The organism is Spirosoma fluviale (assembly GCF_900230225.1).
Lineage (GTDB): Bacteria > Bacteroidota > Bacteroidia > Cytophagales > Spirosomataceae > Spirosoma > Spirosoma fluviale.
On the sequence record NZ_OCNH01000001.1, the window covers coordinates 1030590 to 1047355 of the forward strand.

At 51.3% G+C, this 16766-nt stretch carries 18 protein-coding genes; 12 read left to right on the forward strand and 6 right to left on the reverse strand.

From position 1 onward, the window contains the following. Nucleotides 1-49: 49 nt before the first annotated feature. Nucleotides 50-2461 carry a prolyl oligopeptidase family serine peptidase gene (locus CRO74_RS04305; RefSeq protein ID WP_097124768.1) on the reverse strand — a complete coding sequence of 804 codons (2412 nt, stop codon included), beginning with the start codon at nt 2459-2461 and terminating at the stop codon, nt 50-52. Nucleotides 2462-2533: 72 nt separating this feature from the next. On the opposite strand from CRO74_RS04305, the gene CRO74_RS04310 reads away from it, so the two are divergent. From CRO74_RS04310 to mtgA, 8 genes are all read left to right on the forward strand, one after another. After that, nucleotides 2534-2869 (forward strand): nucleotidyltransferase domain-containing protein, encoded by a 336-nt coding sequence (locus CRO74_RS04310; RefSeq protein WP_097124769.1) that lies wholly within the window; start codon nt 2534-2536, stop codon nt 2867-2869. A gap of 27 nt (nt 2870-2896) precedes the next feature. Continuing rightward, nucleotides 2897-3259, forward strand: coding sequence for a HEPN domain-containing protein (locus CRO74_RS04315; protein ID WP_245877754.1), 363 nt, complete (start codon nt 2897-2899; stop codon nt 3257-3259). Between the two features lie 55 nt (nt 3260-3314). Beyond that, on the forward strand, nt 3315-3602 hold the full coding sequence (locus tag CRO74_RS04320; protein WP_097124770.1) for a YciI family protein: 288 nt from the start codon (nt 3315-3317) through the stop codon (nt 3600-3602). Nucleotides 3603-3861: 259 nt separating this feature from the next. Beyond that, nucleotides 3862-4542 (forward strand): hexitol phosphatase HxpB, encoded by a 681-nt coding sequence (gene hxpB, locus CRO74_RS04325; RefSeq protein WP_097124771.1) that lies wholly within the window; start codon nt 3862-3864, stop codon nt 4540-4542. 46 nt (nt 4543-4588) lie between these two features. Continuing rightward, nucleotides 4589-5410, forward strand: coding sequence for a PhzF family protein (locus tag CRO74_RS04330; protein ID WP_097124772.1), 822 nt, complete (start codon nt 4589-4591; stop codon nt 5408-5410). Nucleotides 5411-5787: 377 nt separating this feature from the next. Then, nucleotides 5788-6240 carry a GNAT family N-acetyltransferase gene (locus CRO74_RS04335; RefSeq protein ID WP_097124773.1) on the forward strand — a complete coding sequence of 151 codons (453 nt, stop codon included), beginning with the start codon at nt 5788-5790 and terminating at the stop codon, nt 6238-6240. Nucleotides 6241-6278: 38 nt separating this feature from the next. Further along, nucleotides 6279-7403, forward strand: a complete 1125-nt coding sequence (gene hemW / locus CRO74_RS04340; RefSeq protein ID WP_097124774.1) for a radical SAM family heme chaperone HemW — start codon at nt 6279-6281, stop codon at nt 7401-7403. Nucleotides 7404-7494: 91 nt separating this feature from the next. Continuing rightward, nucleotides 7495-8361 carry a monofunctional biosynthetic peptidoglycan transglycosylase gene (mtgA, locus tag CRO74_RS04345; protein WP_097124775.1) on the forward strand — a complete coding sequence of 289 codons (867 nt, stop codon included), beginning with the start codon at nt 7495-7497 and terminating at the stop codon, nt 8359-8361. Between the two features lie 66 nt (nt 8362-8427). Here the strand turns inward: mtgA and CRO74_RS04350 are convergent, their stop codons facing one another. The 5 genes from CRO74_RS04350 to CRO74_RS04370 form a co-directional block, all read right to left on the reverse strand. Further along, a complete protein-coding gene (locus tag CRO74_RS04350; protein ID WP_097124776.1) occupies nt 8428-9732 on the reverse strand; it encodes a Gfo/Idh/MocA family protein in 1305 nt (434 codons plus the stop codon). Nucleotides 9733-9881: 149 nt separating this feature from the next. Next, on the reverse strand, nt 9882-10658 hold the full coding sequence (locus tag CRO74_RS04355; protein WP_097124777.1) for a 3-ketoacyl-ACP reductase: 777 nt from the start codon (nt 10656-10658) through the stop codon (nt 9882-9884). 2 nt (nt 10659-10660) lie between these two features. Continuing rightward, nucleotides 10661-12106 carry an oxidoreductase gene (locus CRO74_RS04360; protein ID WP_097124778.1) on the reverse strand — a complete coding sequence of 482 codons (1446 nt, stop codon included), beginning with the start codon at nt 12104-12106 and terminating at the stop codon, nt 10661-10663. Then, on the reverse strand, nt 12103-13527 hold the full coding sequence (locus CRO74_RS04365; protein WP_097124779.1) for a glycosyl hydrolase: 1425 nt from the start codon (nt 13525-13527) through the stop codon (nt 12103-12105). Before CRO74_RS04365 ends, CRO74_RS04360 begins: the two co-directional genes overlap by 4 nt. A 172-nt stretch (nt 13528-13699) precedes the next feature. After that, the gene (locus tag CRO74_RS04370) at nt 13700-14053 is read right to left on the reverse strand and encodes a hypothetical protein (protein ID WP_097126009.1); all 354 of its coding nucleotides are present in this window, start codon (nt 14051-14053) and stop codon (nt 13700-13702) included. 61 nt (nt 14054-14114) lie between these two features. Here CRO74_RS04370 and CRO74_RS04375 point away from each other — a divergent pair, with 61 nt between their 5' ends. From CRO74_RS04375 to CRO74_RS04385, 4 genes are all read left to right on the forward strand, one after another. Beyond that, nucleotides 14115-14576: an OsmC family protein gene (locus CRO74_RS04375; RefSeq protein WP_097124780.1), complete on the forward strand. Its 462-nt coding sequence runs from the start codon at nt 14115-14117 to the stop codon at nt 14574-14576. A 114-nt stretch (nt 14577-14690) separates the two neighbouring features. Further along, nucleotides 14691-14864 (forward strand): hypothetical protein, encoded by a 174-nt coding sequence (locus CRO74_RS31455; protein ID WP_179830117.1) that lies wholly within the window; start codon nt 14691-14693, stop codon nt 14862-14864. 149 nt (nt 14865-15013) lie between these two features. Next, nucleotides 15014-15910 (forward strand): DUF3667 domain-containing protein, encoded by an 897-nt coding sequence (locus tag CRO74_RS04380; RefSeq protein ID WP_097124781.1) that lies wholly within the window; start codon nt 15014-15016, stop codon nt 15908-15910. A gap of 5 nt (nt 15911-15915) precedes the next feature. After that, nucleotides 15916-16710 (forward strand): thymidylate synthase, encoded by a 795-nt coding sequence (locus CRO74_RS04385; RefSeq protein ID WP_097124782.1) that lies wholly within the window; start codon nt 15916-15918, stop codon nt 16708-16710. The last annotated feature ends 56 nt before the right edge of the window (nt 16711-16766 follow it).

Genomic DNA, 16766 nt, shown 5'->3' on the forward strand with positions numbered 1-16766 from the left:
ACCTCCTTTACCTCCGTGCATCTCTGTGTAATAACCTAGCCACTTTAACTCACAGCCGCTCGTCAAATAGCTTCATTATCCGCTTGTATTCATCCATCCAACTGGTGGGTTCCACAAAGCCGTGGTCTTCGACCGGGTAGGGAGCCAGTTCCCAGTTCTCCTTTTTTAGTTCAATGAGCCGCTGCGCCAACCGGACGGCGTCCTGAAAATGAACGTTTACATCGACCATGCCATGACAGATGAGCAAATGGCCCTTTAAGCCTTCGGCAAAGTTGATGGGCGAGGAGCGCCGGTAGGCCAATGAATCGGTTTGGGGTTCGTTCAGGATGTTGGCGGTGTAAGGATGGTTATAGGCTGCCCAGTCGGTTACGGGCCGAAGTGCGGCCCCGGCTTTGAACACATCGGGCGTGGTAAACATGGCCATCAGGGTGATGAAGCCACCATAAGAGCCCCCATAAATGCCAATCCGTTTCGCATCAACGCCCTGAGTCTGAACCAGCCATTTAGCCGCGTCGACATGATCTTCCAAATCCTTGCCGCCCATAAACCGGTAAATACCCGTGCGCCAGTCGCGGCCGTAACCCGCACTGGCCCGGTAGTCGATGTCGAGGACAGTGTACCCTTTGTCGACCAGCAGGTTATGGAACATGTACTCCCGAAAATACTGACTCCACCATTTGTGGGCGTTCTGCAAATACCCGGCACCGTGCACAAAAACCACCGACTTGCCATTAGGGGTAGTGGGTTTGTACAAGCGGGCGTAAATCGACTGCCCGTCGCGGGCGGGGATGGTTACCAGAGAGGGCTCCCGCCAGGGGTAGGCTTTGAAGGCTTCGGTCGGAGAGTTCGTCAGTTTAATAGCCGTGGCAGCGGGCTGATTGATCTCCATTACATACAACTCCCAGGGCTGATTGCTGGACGAGTACCGAATCGCCATCCGGGTTTCATCGGGGGAGAGCGTCACATCGTTAGCCCCGGTCATGTTCGTCAGGCGGGTACGTTCTCCACCGGTTATTGACATTCGATAGAAATGCTGCTCGCCGGGATGGACTTCATTCGTTTGCAGGTAAAAGTATTTTTTATCTCTCGACAACTGTACCTGCTGCACCTCGAATTTGCCGGAGGTGAGTTGTTTTTTCTCGCCGGTCAGCACATTGACGGTATACAGGTGCGAGTAGCCATCGGCCTCCGACTGAAACCAGAGCGTTTGGTTATCGCCCAGAAAGCCCATGCTGCCCGGCGCGTTTTGCGAACCAATTCCCGGCCCGCCAATCCAGGTATCTTCATGCTGGCGGTCGAGCAGGGAAAGCTTCAAGGTTTCGGGCTGGAGCCGCATAATCCAACGGTCTTTGTTATCGAGCGATCGAACGACGACCACACAGAATTTACCATCTTCCGACCATATGGGGCTGCTGATGGCTACCGGACGTACTTTTTTGGCAGTATCGGCCTTTGTCGTTTTCGCCGATTGCAGGTAAGCGGGCTTATCCGTAATGCCCGGAATATCCTTCACTGAAACTGTCCGAACGGTGTCTTTAGCAATGTCATACACCATAAACTCCTGACTGGCTACGGGCGCACCCACTTTGGTTCGGGCTGAAATTTCTTCGGTATAACCGGATTCGGTTATGTAGTTGGGTACCTGTGCCGTTTTGGCATTGGTGGGCCGCTTTATAAGTCGGTAGGTAATGAAACGACCGTCGGGGCTGAGGGTTGGGTTGACAAGGGTTTTATCGTCCAGATAGATTTCTTTAGGGCGTTTGGGCTGGTCGGCCTTGCTGATTCGCTCGGCTTCGTCTTTCTTCTTCTTACGCTCTTTCAATACGGACGACAGGCGAAGCTGGTCCTGTTTAAGGACTTTCTCTTCATCCGTAAGCTTGGCTTCCGCCTTTTTTGTGCCTGCTTTGAAATCGGTAAGTTGAGTGAGTTCACCAGTTTTTAGGTACATGCTGAACAAATTCGAACCACTTCTTCTGAAAATCACCTGCTTCTGATCGCCCGAGAAAACCGGGTCCGTTTCGGTTTCGACGGTGTTGGTCAACTGCCGTACTGAGCCGGATTTTAAATCGAGCAAAAACAAATCGCCCTGTCGGTCAAACACCCGTTGTGAATAGGCCAGGTTAAAGGCCGACACCGGGGGCGTAGGCAGCGCCCGGCGTTCCGTTGGGCTCACTTTCACCGGCTGCGATGCCGCCAGCGATTTGGCGCGTCCGGACCGGGGAGTTGTGCTCGTAAAGGTTACTTTGTAAAGCGAGTCACCCAGGGCACGGTCGGGATTCCAGTTGAAATAAAGGGTTTTCGAATCGTCAGACCAGAAGGGGTTAGAAGGTGATGTGCCGACCCAGTTTTTTGGGTCCTGCATGATGGTTTCGACGGTGAGGGGTGCAGGTTTTTGCGGAACAGACTGGGCAATAACAGATGCACTGAATAACAGTGCGAGCAAAGCGGAGAGACGATGCATTTATGAATGAAGTGAGAGAATGAGCAAAAGCCGGAAATTAGGAAGAAAACGCCGAAAGACTTACTTTTCGCTATGAAAACGCGCATTAATCCGTCCATCGAACCCATTGTTCGGGAGTTCAAAGCGGCTTTGCAGGCACTTTACGGCGACCGTCTGGGCGATGTGGTTCTCTACGGCTCATATGCCCGTGGCGACTACGACGACGAATCGGACATTGACCTGATGATCCTGCTTAACGACGAGCAGGTGAACACCTATGCCGAGATACGTAAAATCATAGATATTGAAGTCCAACTTCTATTGCGCTACGGGTTGGCTATATCACCTTTACCCGTTTCCTATCAAAAATACAAGACCTCACGGGGGGGCGTTTACCGGGAGGCTCGTAAAGAAGGATTATTACTATGAAAGAACAGGTAGGCCGGTTTCTCGAACATGCTAAAGATGCCCTTGACGATGCTAATTATTTACATCAGGACGGACGGACGCATTTCAGCGTTGGCGAACAGAGCTTATTATGCGATATTTTACTGCATATGTGCCTTGCTGGCTACGGAAGGGATAGCGACAAAAAAACATCAGGCTGCCAGAGCCAAATTCAGCGAATTCTTTGTTAAAACGGGTCGATTCGATGTACAGGCCAGTAAGATTGTTGGTAATAGTTTTGCCGCTTGTCAATCTGCAGACTATGATATGGAGGCTTTTCTGAGTGAAGCAGAGGCAGAATTGCTGCTTGAGGATTCCCGGGCTTTCTATGAACAAACCATCGCTTATTTTGCTCAAAATCCGGTTAGTTAGTATTGGCTGGACTCTGAAAGGTGGTATCTTGCTTAATGAACCAGCAATCCACTAAATGAAGTACGTTATACACGCTTACGACCATACCGATCCCGACGCCCTCGCCCGCCGGATGGTTGCCCGCCCCGACCACTTTGCCTACGTCCGTCAACTAAAAGAAAAAGGCCAGTTTATACTGGGTGGGGCACTCCTTAATCCTGAAGAAACAATGATCGGGTCGATGCTCGTCCTGGACTTCGATGCCGATGCCCAACTTCAGGAGTACCTCAAAACCGATCCTTATATCGTGCAGGGGGTTTGGGAGAAAGTGGATGTGAAACCTTTCCGTCAGGCAGATGTGTGACCCGAAGCCATTTTTTTCTATAAAAATAAGCGCATCCGAACCGCGATCCAGTTTTTTCGTTGGTGCTGTTCTCCTTATGTTCCTGGGGACTTTGTTGGCCTGTGGGCACAACACAGACACTAATACAGCGACGGTTCCCGTCGATACAACCATTGTTGATGATGATACCCTCGAAGTCAATGATACGGCTCGTTCAAAACAAACAGAGCGTGCCCGTTGATTATAATAAGAGGAAACCTTAGATAATACAGTACGAATTTTGATAAACGCAGCAATATTTGATATGGATGGGCTGCTGGTGGACTCTGAGCCCCACTGGCGTGCTATGGAACGGGTCGTTTTTGCCACAGTGGGCTTATATCTGACCGACGACGAATGCAAACAAACGACGGGTCTGCCCATTCCGGACGTTATACACTACTGGTTCGCCCGTGCCCCCTGGACCGAAGAGGCCGCAGCCGGACGGACGCACCAGGATCTGGCCGACGCCATTACCGATGGTGTTCACGAACGAATTGCCACCCTGGCCGAACCCATGCCCGGCGCTATTGAAGCACTCCAGTTTTTTGCCGATCGGGGAATCCCAACCGCCATTGCCTCCGCGTCGCCTATGAGTTTGATTGAAGTTGTGGTTAATCGGCTGGGAATTCGACATTTATTGACGTTATGGCACTCGGCTACGCTGGAGGCCCGGAACAAGCCAGCACCAGACGTATACCTGGGCACCGCCCGAAAGTTGGATGTGTTGCCTGCTACTTGTATTACGTTTGAAGATTCCGGAAACGGCCTGAAGTCAGCCTATGCGGCCGGTATGCGTACCGTGGCCGTACCCGCAGCATTCGAGTACGATGATCCGAAATTTGCCATTGCCGACCGGATCATACCTTCCCTGACGGCGTTTTCTGCCGATCTGTTTGAGACATTCCTGGTCAACGAATAAGCTTTCCAAGTTTCCTAAACCGTGCTTGATGCACCCTATAAACTGTATGAAAATTTATCAACTCGATGCCTTTACCGATAGGCTGTTTGCCGGTAATCCGGCGGCTGTCGTTCCGCTTAATGAATGGCTATCCGATGAACAAATGCAACACATTGCCGCCGAGAATAACCTTGCCGAGACGGCTTTTTATGTGAAAACAGATCAGGAAGATACCTATCATATCCGGTGGTTTACGCCCACTGTGGAAGTTGACTTGTGCGGCCATGCGACGCTGGCCACCGGCTATGTTGTGTTTTTTCTGGAAAATAAAGGGCTGGAAACAGACCAGATCTATTTTAATTCCCGGAGTGGTCAGCTGAAAGTCTGTCGGGGTGAAAATGCCTGGCTAACGCTCGATTTCCCGGCCGATGTGGTGCAAAAAGCGAATGTGCAACCTCCCGCTTTAATTACTAGCATGGGCGAGAAACCGGTGGCTATCTTCAAGGGTAAAACCGATTACATGCTTGTTTACGAGACTCAGGCGCAGATTGAAGCCTTGACGCCCGATTTTCGGGAAATGAGCAGTGTCCCTGCACGGGGAGTCATCGTGACGGCTCCGGGTAATGCGGAAGGCGATGCCGTTGATTTTGTATCCCGGTTCTTCGGGCCGCAATCTGGTATCGATGAAGATCCGGTAACTGGTTCAGCCCACACAACGCTGGTGCCTTATTGGGCCGAAAGACTCGGCAAAACCGAACTCACCGCCCGGCAGCTTTCCAAACGGGGCGGCTATCTGCGCTGCAAACTGAATGACAACGGCGAAACACCAGCCCGAGTGGACATTGCCGGGCAGGTTCAACTGTATCTGACCGGGGAAATTCATCTGTAAATTTGACTGGAACACGAATTGAACGGATACAACGGATTGATAACGATAAGATCCGTTCTAATCCGCAGTATCCGTTCAATCCGTGTTCCAGTCAAATTGAAATTTATACACTATTTTAATTTGTAATAAATCTAAACAAGCGTACTTTTGTTGAGTTAATCAACGTGTACGAATGACTGCCGAATTAAATTTAGCTGAGTATACTGAATTGTCTGCCAACGCAAAGACGCTCATTCAGACGAATCCGTTTCTGGGTCAGGAGTGTGTCCTGAAGAAATGTTGCAAGAAATATAAAAAAGGCAAACGCTGTAAGAAGTGCCCGGATTGATAGGGATTTACTTTTTGCTCTGGCAACCCTTTTTCGCCATCCTCGTCGGATGGAACTGAGTTATGTACATTATCAGGAGTTACCGTCAGAACCCCATCTGACGTCATTACTTGCGTTGCTCGCCGGTCTGTTTTCCTATCAATCTTCTAGTGAAGTACAGTCAGAATTAACTTACCAATATTCCCGAACCGGTTTGCAAGCCATACTCGCCTTGGCTGATGGTCAGGTGATTGGTTGCAAATTAGGTTATGAACGTAAGCCCGGCCACAACTACAGTTGGCTCGGCGGTGTTCATCCCGACTTCCGGAGCCACGGCATCGCCACCGAACTGATGCGTTGGCAACACGGCTGGTGCCAGCAACAGGGTTACCAAACCATACGCACGCAAACCTATAACCAGTGGCGATCGATGCTCATCCTTAACCTCCGGCACGGCTTCGATATTACCGGTACCTTGCAGGGTAAACATGGTCTTACTATTGTTCTGGAGAAGCGGCTGTAAGCGGAACCCAAGCCCCGGCTTTGTTGTCATAAGGCCAGATGCATCTTTATCTTCACATACCGTTCTGCAAACAGGCCTGCCATTACTGCGACTTTCATTTTAGTACCAGTCTGGGGCAGAAGTCAGCCCTGGTCGATGCACTTTGTACGGAAATTGCCCTGCAAAAAAGCTACCTGCCTAATCAGCCGTTGGAAACGATTTATTTTGGTGGAGGTACGCCTTCTTTATTAACAGAAGCTGAGTTAGCGCAGATTTTTTCGGCCATTCATACTCATTTTCCGGTTTCGCCAACCGCCGAAATTACCCTCGAAGCGAACCCCGATGATCTTACGTTGGCGAAGCTTCAGATGCTGCGCCGATACGTCAACCGGCTCAGTATCGGCATTCAAACGTTCGACGAAACCACGCTCCGCTGGATGAATCGTGCGCATACCGCAACGGAAGCGGAAACCTGCGTTGGACTGGCCCGGCAAGCGGGGTTTGAGAACATGAGTGTTGACCTGATTTACGGAATTCCAAACAGAGATGACCAGGCATGGCGGCTTGATCTGCAAAAGATGCTGGCTCTCAACGTCCCTCACCTCTCAGCCTATGCCCTGACCATTGAACCCGATACCGCTTTTGGACGCTGGCAGAAAAAAGGGAAACTGCCACCTGCCGATGAGGAAATTGCCGCCGGGCAGTTTGAAGAGCTAACAAGTGCCCTGACAACGGCGGGCTACGCACATTATGAAATCTCGAACTTTGCGCGGGATGGTCACTACGCCCGGCATAACACGGCTTACTGGCAACGGCGGCCTTATCTGGGCATCGGGCCGAGTGCTCATTCTTACAATGGCCCTTCGCGGCAGTACAATCTGGCTAATAACGCCCGTTACATAGCTGCCATAAAACAAGGAGAGTTAGCTGCAACTCTGGAGGAACTGACCGTAGCGGATCAGGTCAATGAGTACCTGCTTACCGGTTTGAGAACGCAGTGGGGGTGCTCTATAACAGAACTTGATACCTTGCTGTCGGGTGATTTCTCTGCTATTCAGGCCCGTGATCTGGACGCCATGTACAAAACTGGTTGGCTTGTTCGTCAAAATGATACACTGTTGCTGACTCCGGCCGGTAAACTCTTTGCCGACCGGGTAGCCGCTTCCCTATTCGTGGACGCGTAAATCGCTTTTTCGTCAAAATTGACGTTTATTCTCCGGAAAGCGCGGGATTACAGCCGCCTTACTATTATTTTCGCGGTATGCCCTCACACGTATGAATCCGCAACGTCCTGCCAATACCTTCCGTACACCTCCCCAGCAAGGGCCTCGCCCGAAAACGGGAAATGCGTCTGCTCAGCGTCCTGCGTCATCCGGGCGTGCTTCATCGGCAGAGAAAAGTGCTTCGGGAAAGTTGGCAAAAGTTCGCCGGTTCATTCGCGAACGGCCATTGCTGGAGCGGGTTTACTGGACTCTTCTAAAGACGTTTCTCTGGCTTTTCTTTGGCTCATTCGCCTATGTAATTGCTTTGAAGTATGTACCCGTCTGGATAACGCCGTTAATCGTAACCCGCTGGGTCGACACGTTCGGTACCGATGAGAGCAGTCATGTGTATAAGAAATGGCGGTCTTATGATAAGATCAGTAAGGAGGCTGCTCTGGCCGTCGTGTCGTCAGAAGACCAGAATTTTCCGACGCACTGGGGGTTTGACTTCGACGAGATTCAGGATGCGATCAAGGAAAACCAAACCCGCAAGCGGCCACGCGGGGCCAGCACTATCTCGCAGCAGGTAGCCAAGAACGTATTTCTCTGGAATGGGCGCAGCTACATCCGAAAAGGACTGGAAGTCTATTTCACCGCGTTGATTGAGCTGATTTGGGGTAAGAAACGAATTCTTGAGGTCTATCTGAACGTAGCCGAAACCGGACCAATGACCTTTGGTGTCGAAGCTGCGTCGCAACGGTATTACGGACATTCGGCGGCATCGCTTTCTCGTGATGAAGCTGCCCGAATTGCGGCCGTATTGCCTAATCCCCGGTTATTCTCCATCAGAAAGCCATCCAATTACATTCAGCGCCGGACGCGACAGATTGCCCGGCAAATGCGGTATCTGGGCGGGCAGAAGTACATTCGGAATCTGTAAAGGCTAAACGTTTACTTCACTGGGGTGTGTATCGCGAACCTTCCGCAACACACACCCCAGTCGGTGTTATACCTTCTCGGGTACCACAAACGGCGCGCGGTATTTGCGGGTTAGCATTTGGTTGGCTTCCTTGTCGCCCACAAACACTTCGGTTTTTGGGTCGAAATGCAGGGTACGGCCCAGACGGTAAGCGATGTTGCCGAGGTGCGCAATGCCTGAGGCAAGGTGCGCCGTTTCTACCGGTCCGTTCTGCTTTTTTGTGTCCCGCGCCCGAACGGCTTCAATGAAGTTCAGGTAGTGGTCGCCCCCTTCGTTGCGGGCCGGGCCGGGTGCCCGCTCTTTCCCAAGATACGTTTTGTAGTCCGAATAGCCATTGATAACCATGTATCCCTTGTCACCGTAGAAGATGTTGCCGATTTCGACACCGTCTTCTTTATTAGTCATCCACGGGCGAACTTCAAATTGAATAACCTTGCCCGACGATGGGTATTTGTACACCGAAGTAAGGGTTTCGGGCGTTTCCTTGCAGTCTTTCCAAAGGAATTTACCGCCCGATGAGGTAATCTCTTCGGGAAGACCTACGTCCAGACCCCACATGCACAGATCGGTTTCGTGGATACCCTGGTTGCCAATGTCGCCATTGCCATAATCCCAGAACCAGTGCCAGTTGTAGTGGACGTAGTTTTTGCTGAACTCCTTTGCCTGTGCCGGGCCTTGCCACATGTTCCAGTTTAGCTCGGCAGGAGCGGCCGACGGTCCCTGATTGCCGATGTCCGGACGCCACTTGAATACGAGCCCGCGAGCCATATATACATTCCCAATAAGGCCGTCGCGCAGGTGTTTGATGGCTTCCTGAATGGCCACAGAGCTCCGAAGTTGCACGCCATGCTGCACGATTCGGTTATAATGATGGGCCGCTTCGACTAGTTTGCGCCCCTCGCGAAGGTTGTGCGCACCGGGTTTCTCGACGTACACATCCTTACCGGCCTGACACGCCCAGATAGCCGCCAGCGCGTGCCAGTGGTTGGGGGTGGCAATGCTCACGACATCAATGTCCTTGTCGTCATAGACCTGGCGGAGGTCGGCCATGGTCTTCACTTTTCTGTTGTACTTCTTTTCGAAGTCAGCCGCGCCGTTCTGGAGTACGGTGCTATCGACATCACAAAGTGTAGCAACTTCTACATCTTTCAGGCGCGAAAAACCCTGAATATGGTCTTTACCACGTCCATTGATGCCAATGACGCCTACACGGACGCGGTCATTGGCTCCGAAAGCTCTCGCCGGAACAAACGTAGGCATACCAATTGCCGCCAGCGAACTGACCGCCCCTGCCTTGAGGACGAACCGCCGGGAAACTTGTTTTTCATTCATGATTTTTAACAGGTTTAGGAAAGGTTATTTCACAGACCGGGCCGCCGAAGCGGATTCAGGGACTAAGGAGAGGTTCACGGAGATCTTTTTGAGACTTCCAGCTAGTAACCTCATCACTAATTTGTCGCTAGCCTATGCATACAAACAAGTTATAGTCTTGGTATCGTCAGACCCCCATCGACCAGAATAACCTGACCGGTCGAGTACGGAAAATCACCTTTGGCGAGGGACGCAACGGCGCGACCTACATCGTTGGGCAATCCCCAGCGTTTTTGCACGGTCAATCCGCTGTCGATCAGCGCGTCGTATTTTGCGGTTACCCCAGCTGTCATATCTGTTTTGATAACACCCGGCCGGACTTCATAAACCGGAATGTCATACTCGCCAAGGCGGGCGGCAAAGAGCTGGGTTGCCATGCTCAGTCCCGCTTTGGCCACGCAATATTCGCCCCGATTCACCGACGCCACCGTGGCCGAAACGGACGACACGTTGATGATACATCCCCAGAAATCAGCCTGTTCGGCACGCTGGGCAATCATCCAGTTGGCGGCTGCCTGCGTCAGGAAGTAAGCCCCCTGCAAGTTCGTTGACAGCACGTACTGAAAACTTTCTTCGGTTGCTTCCAGAATATCCCGCCGTTCTTTGGGCGCTACGCCCGCATTGTTGACGAGCACGTTCAGTCGGCCAAAATGAGCATTGATCGAGGCCATCATGTCTGCGCGGGCCTCGCGAGAGGCAATATCACCGGGACAATAAAGTACATCACTGCCCCGGCTTCGTAATGCGTCCAAAGCCTCCTGTACGGCGTCTTCCGGCCGAACGCCGTTGATGGCCAGGTCGAATCCGGCATCGGCCAACTGCTCGGCGATGCCGTAGCCAATTCCTCGGCTACCACCTGTAATACATGCTACCGGGCGACGTTTCATCGTTACAGGCTTTCTTTGATGGCTTTCAGTTGCTCGGCTTCGGGACTTTTCTTGTACAGCGTGTCCAGCGGATAGCAACCCGAAATCAGACCATTGCGGGGAGCCGTGGTACAGTCCGAGAAGGTGCGGCAGATGAAGTTACGCACCAGTGACCGGCCCGCTAACATATCGGCGGGCATGGTCGGGTAGGAGAGGACCATACGCCCGAAGCCAACGCTATCAGCCATGCCATCTTGCAACACCCGCTGCGCGACATTAGGCAGCCACTCCTGCAAATACGAATAGCCCGAGCCAATAAATACCAGGTCGGGAAATGCCTGTTTTAGTTCGCTTGTTACGTCGATTTGCCGCTTTACACCCAGCAGGGGGTCTTCCGGTGGCAGGTAACCGTCCGAAGGCGGAAACAGGGCCGGACGCATCAGGTGGGGGTTGTAATAGGGACTGCCCCCCGTAATGCACACCAGTTGAATACCGAGCGATTCGGCCAGCGAGAGAAACGCTTTGGTCTCCGTCAGGTCAAGCTCTACACCATTCTCTTTCCCGCCAAAGGCAAATGGGTACTGCTCACTGGATTCAGGAATACCCGCCCCCGCCGGTCCTTTTTTGAACGGCAACATGTCAAAAGCACTCAGGCGAATGCCAATGCCCAGCCCCGGAGCGGCTTCATGAATACCCGCAACGATATTCCGCAAATAACGCGTACGGTTCTCAAAAGACCCCCCATAACGCCCCTCGCGACTAACCGCGCTGAGGAATTCGTGGCCCAGGTAGCCGTGGCAGTGTTTTATATCGACAAAGTCGTATCCGGCTTTTTGCGCCAATACAGCCGCTTCGACGTATTGCTCAATAATCCGGTCTATTTCCTCATCCGTGAGTGTCGGGTAATCGGCTGCCATGCCAAACTTGCCATTCAGAAACGGGTGGCTGTAGAGGATTTTGGATTCAAACGCCTTATGACTCTTCGGTTTGCAAAAACGTCCCGAATGTGTTAGCTGAAGACCAATCACCAAATCGTCCGTTTGTCCGAACGCTGCGGTATGTTCAGTAAGAAGCAGTTGCCGCAGTTCGACAAAGTCGGGGAACGTTTCGTCGTTCATGACCAACTGGTTCGGGTTGGCCTTGCCCGAATGGCAGACGGCTACTGCCTCACAGCCAAACAATAATTTAGCGCCACTGATGGCGAATTTCTTCCAGCGGTTTCGGGTGAAATCGGTCGGTCGACCATCCAGCGTACCATCCCAACCTTCCATGGGTAAAATACACAGGCTATTGCCGATGGTCTTGCCCGATTTAAGTGGAATCGTACGGTTGAACGGGCTTTCGGCTGGGGGTAGTAAGGTATCGTCGAACGGCAGGTCGATGTCGTTTTTTGTCAGGTAGTTTCGCAGGTCAGCAGTCGTCTTTAACTGCGCCATGCGGGGATAGGCGGGTTTGTATTTCTCACTCATTGCGGTAGAGACAGTTCTGTATTCTTCAATTCGGCGATCCCATTGAAGAATGTGTAGTACGGTTCATTACGGATAATGCGTTGCAGGTACAGGGCTACTTCGCGGGCGTGGTAATCGCCCCACATGCTCGACTCGCCATTGGCAATTTTACTGCCAACGGGCACATAATCCCAGCCGTTTGGCTGATGGTAAATCGAATGAAGTAGTAAGCCCTGATGTGTGGGATCGGTACTCAGATACGGTTCGTCAAACAGGGTATTGAGCACCGTCAGGCCCGCCTGATAGTATCGCTGGCCGGCTGTATTTCCTTTGCTGGTCAGGTATTTCCCCAATCTTAACAGCCCTTGTGCGCCAATGGCAGCGGCCGAGCTGTCTACCGGTTCGAAGTCATTATACGGGTCGGCGGGGCGGTTGAGGTAGTCGCCCAGGCGGTGTAAGTTGGGTGCTCCGGTGTCCCAATAGGGGATGCCATCGGTTGGCGTATGGTCGATGTAGAAGTCGCAGGTAGCGGTGGCCGCTTTCAGCATGTAGGCTTCAATGCGAGTCCGTCCGCCAAAGGCATCCAGTTCGGCATCGTCGCGGGTTTCGAGCCATTCCAGTTGTTCGGGGAAGCCGCACATGGCCCAGGCCAGGCCGCGTGTCCAGGTGGTAAATCCCGAATAACCCTGCTGTGAATTGGGGCAGCGGAAGTTGCCGTCTCGCACGTTAAACACGCTTTCGTGCGCCGTGCGGCCCCAGATGTCGTACGAATCACGCCCTTCACCATAAAAAACGGCGTAGTCGGCGGTGGCTTTAATGTGCTGAAGTGCCCGGTCGAGCAGGTTGATTTTTACATCACCTTCGCCCTGAAAAACATGGCCCAGCGAATGGCTCAGGACCAGCGCCCTGCACGAACGAATGGTGTCGACAAAAAGCGAATGAGGGCCGTTGAACGAGCTAATGAAGCCTGCTGCGCCATCCGGGTCGCTTTTGATGGATGTCCAGCGGCTGGCCTGTACGGCACCGGAAATTTTGAGGGCGAGTTCGTATAGATTCTTTTCCCACTCATTGAACTCGATTCGTCCCTCCCGCATCAATCGGAGCAGGTTGCCGTAGGTGCTGACATTGTTGAATCCGTGATCGTGTACGCCGATATGGCTGATGTGAGGGGCCATGACAGCCAGCGTCTTCTGGCGTCCTGCTTCCAGAAATTCTATTTCGTTGGTGGCGTCGAACTGCAAAATCGCCGACCCGAACTGAAAACCCTGCGTCCATTCGGTCCAGCCCCGCGTGGTGTATTTCCCCTGTACGGTAAAAACGGGAGACCCTTTACTTACATCGTACTCGTTGTCAATAAGTTGTATTTTCTGGCCGGAGAGTGTCCAGAAGCGGTCAAGTTTAGCGGAAAGGTCGGCAGGTTGTAAGGCGTCATTAATCAGCATTGAATGGGGGCTTTTCCGTTTTTCGATTGGTACTAGCTTATCGAAGAATAATCTTAAAACCAGAAAGAGCGAGAAACAAAAACGCTACTGTACAGCGTGCCCGAAAATGTTTATTCAGACAAATAGGGACAGGCCTGTAAGCATCTGCTGACAGAAGAAATATTAAGAGGAATTAGAACAGACCCTGTCCGAAGAAAGCCGGCACAGAGACGGGCTTGTTATGCAGAATAAGAAAGTAAACCAGTCCGGCCAATACTACATAGCTGAATGCCAGCCATTTTTTCTTTTGGGCAAACTCCACCGGGTGATGGTAATAATCATAAATCATGGAAGCTGATAAGCCCATGACCATTAAAAAGAACGAGAACACCCCGAAATCTGTTCGGTACATACGCACAGACTGCATGAACGTTGCCCCGGATACGATGTACAGCAGCCAGGCTGCAAATCCTGCCCGATACAGGTAGATGCTTAACCGCCGGTCGTTTTTAAGGTCGAAAAGGTCGTCTGTGAATTTCTCGGACATGGTTTTCTGCCATTTGGGCAGGTGAAAATACGAATTCTTTACTTTAAACGCAAAAAAGACAATGCTTGATACACAACCGGTTGAGACCACTCAGGAATTTAATACCATGCAGGTCGAACTGGTACGCGTCGACGATGGGTTTCATTTTGAAGCAATTGGTAAATCGGGCGTAGCCCAGCACATTGATGCTGCCACTGATATTGGTGGGCATAATGCAGGGGCTCGTCCCATGGAAATGTTATTGATGGGTCTGGCCGGTTGCTCGGCGATCGACGTGATCCTGATCCTTAAAAAGCAGAAACAGGTCATCGAAGATTTTCGGCTGAAGGTGGATGGTCTACGGGAGAAAGATGCGGTGCCAGCTCCTTTCAAAAAGATTCACATCACGTACCTGCTCAAAGGGCAGTTGAATCCCGATAAAGTAAAGCGCGCGATTGACCTGTCGATGGATAAATATTGCTCGGCAACGGCCCAGTTTCGCCCATCAGCTGATATTACTTATTCGTTTGAGATACAGGCGTAAGTAAACCTATAAGGTTTCGAAACCTTATAGGTTTGTTTCATAAGTGGCAAAGTTTTTGCATAGATTCGGTCGAAGCGCATTAATGCGTCAAGAACCTTAATCACTGCACGTGCCATGAAAAAAGCCATTCTGGGTCTTGCCCTGCTGACTACCCTTGCTACAGTATCATTTGCCGGTGAAATCCGCAAAGAGAAGAAAGCGAAAAAAGCTAAAACGGAAAACTGCGAGAAAACCTCCTGTGACAAAGGCACGACGCACGCCTGCTGCATGAAAAAAGCGCAGGCGTAAAACCGCTTGACTACTCTGCCAAAGACCTCGCGCTAATCTGATAAACGATTAGCGCGAGGTCTTTTTTACGAAGCTGAATCGCATTTTTTTGAATTAGCGCCGTTTCGTGTTCACATCATGATTATTTTTGAAAAAACCCGGACATACTGATGACTTCTAGCCCTATTGCTGATTCGAACGCACACCCAAGCGATGAGCTGACAACGTGTCTAAATTGTGAACACCCAGTCACTGGGCAGTATTGTAAACAGTGCGGCCAACAGGCTGATACGCATCGAATCAACTGGTACTACCTCTGGCATGAGATTTCGCAGAGCCTTTGGGGCATAGACCGGGGAATCCTCTTTACTCTACGCGAACTCTTCGTTCGGCCGGGTTATACTATCCGCGAGTTTCTGGCAGGTAAGCGGATCAATCATTACCGGCCCTTGGCCTTACTGCTGCTACTGGGCGCTATTTATGTGTTTGTGTCGCAAGTACTGCACGTCGACCTTTTAAAAGCAAGCCAGGAGGTATACAGTTATCCCAAGCCTAAAGCTGATTCGCCAGCTCAGGTAAATGAAATTCTAACTAAATACTTTCAGGTTCTCGACGAGAATCAACAGTTTGGTGACCTGGTAATGGTGCCATTCATCGCCTTCTGGTGCAGGCGGCTGTTTCAGCGCAGCGGATATAACTACCCCGAAATGTTGGTTGCTCAAACGTTTATGGCCAATTTTGGCCTGTTTTTCTCCCTGGTCATGCTTCTTGCTTTTTGGGTACTGGGCGACTCGGCTACCATATTGACAAGCATTATGAGCGTTAGTATGCTAATACCGTTAGCCTATAATGCCTTCGCCCATACACAACTCTTTAAAGGTAAACTAAGACCATTGAGTATTGTGCTGCGTTCTGTAAGCGCTTATTTGCTGGGCTATGTGAGCCTTATACTCGTTATGTCGTTTATCTTATTTGTGTATGCCTTCATTTTTGCTGTCAGCACTGAACAAAACAAAGCACTGCCCAAAAAAACTAAGCCAGCAGTGAGTCAGCATGCCCACTCTTAATATCTATGCAACAATATCACGACCTGCTTCGCCACATTCTGGCTAACGGAACACGCAAAACTGACCGAACCGGAACGGGCACCATCAGCGTGTTTGGCTACCAGATGCGCTTTAACCTACAGGATGGGTTCCCATTGCTGACTACCAAGAAAGTCCATACGAAGTCAATCATCCACGAACTGCTGTGGTTCATTAAAGGCGATACCAACATCAAGTACCTGAAAGACAATGGTGTTTCGATCTGGGATGAATGGGCCGACGAAAACGGCGATCTGGGGCCGGTATATGGCAAACAATGGCGCAGTTGGGCGGGGCCTCAGGGGCAGGTGATCGACCAGTTGCAGGGTGTTTTACGTCAGATCAAAAACACACCCGATTCGCGTCGGATCATTATTTCGGCCTGGAATCCCGCCGATGTGCCGAGCATGGCCTTGCCGCCCTGTCACCTGTTGATGCAGTTTTATGTGGCCGATAACAAGCTCTCCTGTCAACTTTACCAGCGGAGCGCCGATGTATTTTTAGGGGTTCCTTTTAATATTGCCAGCTATGCACTGCTCACGATGATGATCGCGCAGGAGTGCGGCCTGGAAGCGCACGAGTTCATCTGGACGGGGGGCGATACCCACCTGTATCTGAACCATCTGGAACAGGTAGAAACCCAACTCGCCCGTGACTTCCGGCCGCTGCCAACCATGCGCCTAAACCCCGATATTCGTTCTGTATTCGACTTCACCTACGCCGACTTCACTCTCGAAAATTACAATCCCCACCCCGCCATCAAAGCACCGGTAGCCGTGTGAAGATTGATATAGGATATATATGATGTAGGATATATGATATAACGTCTGGCATATAT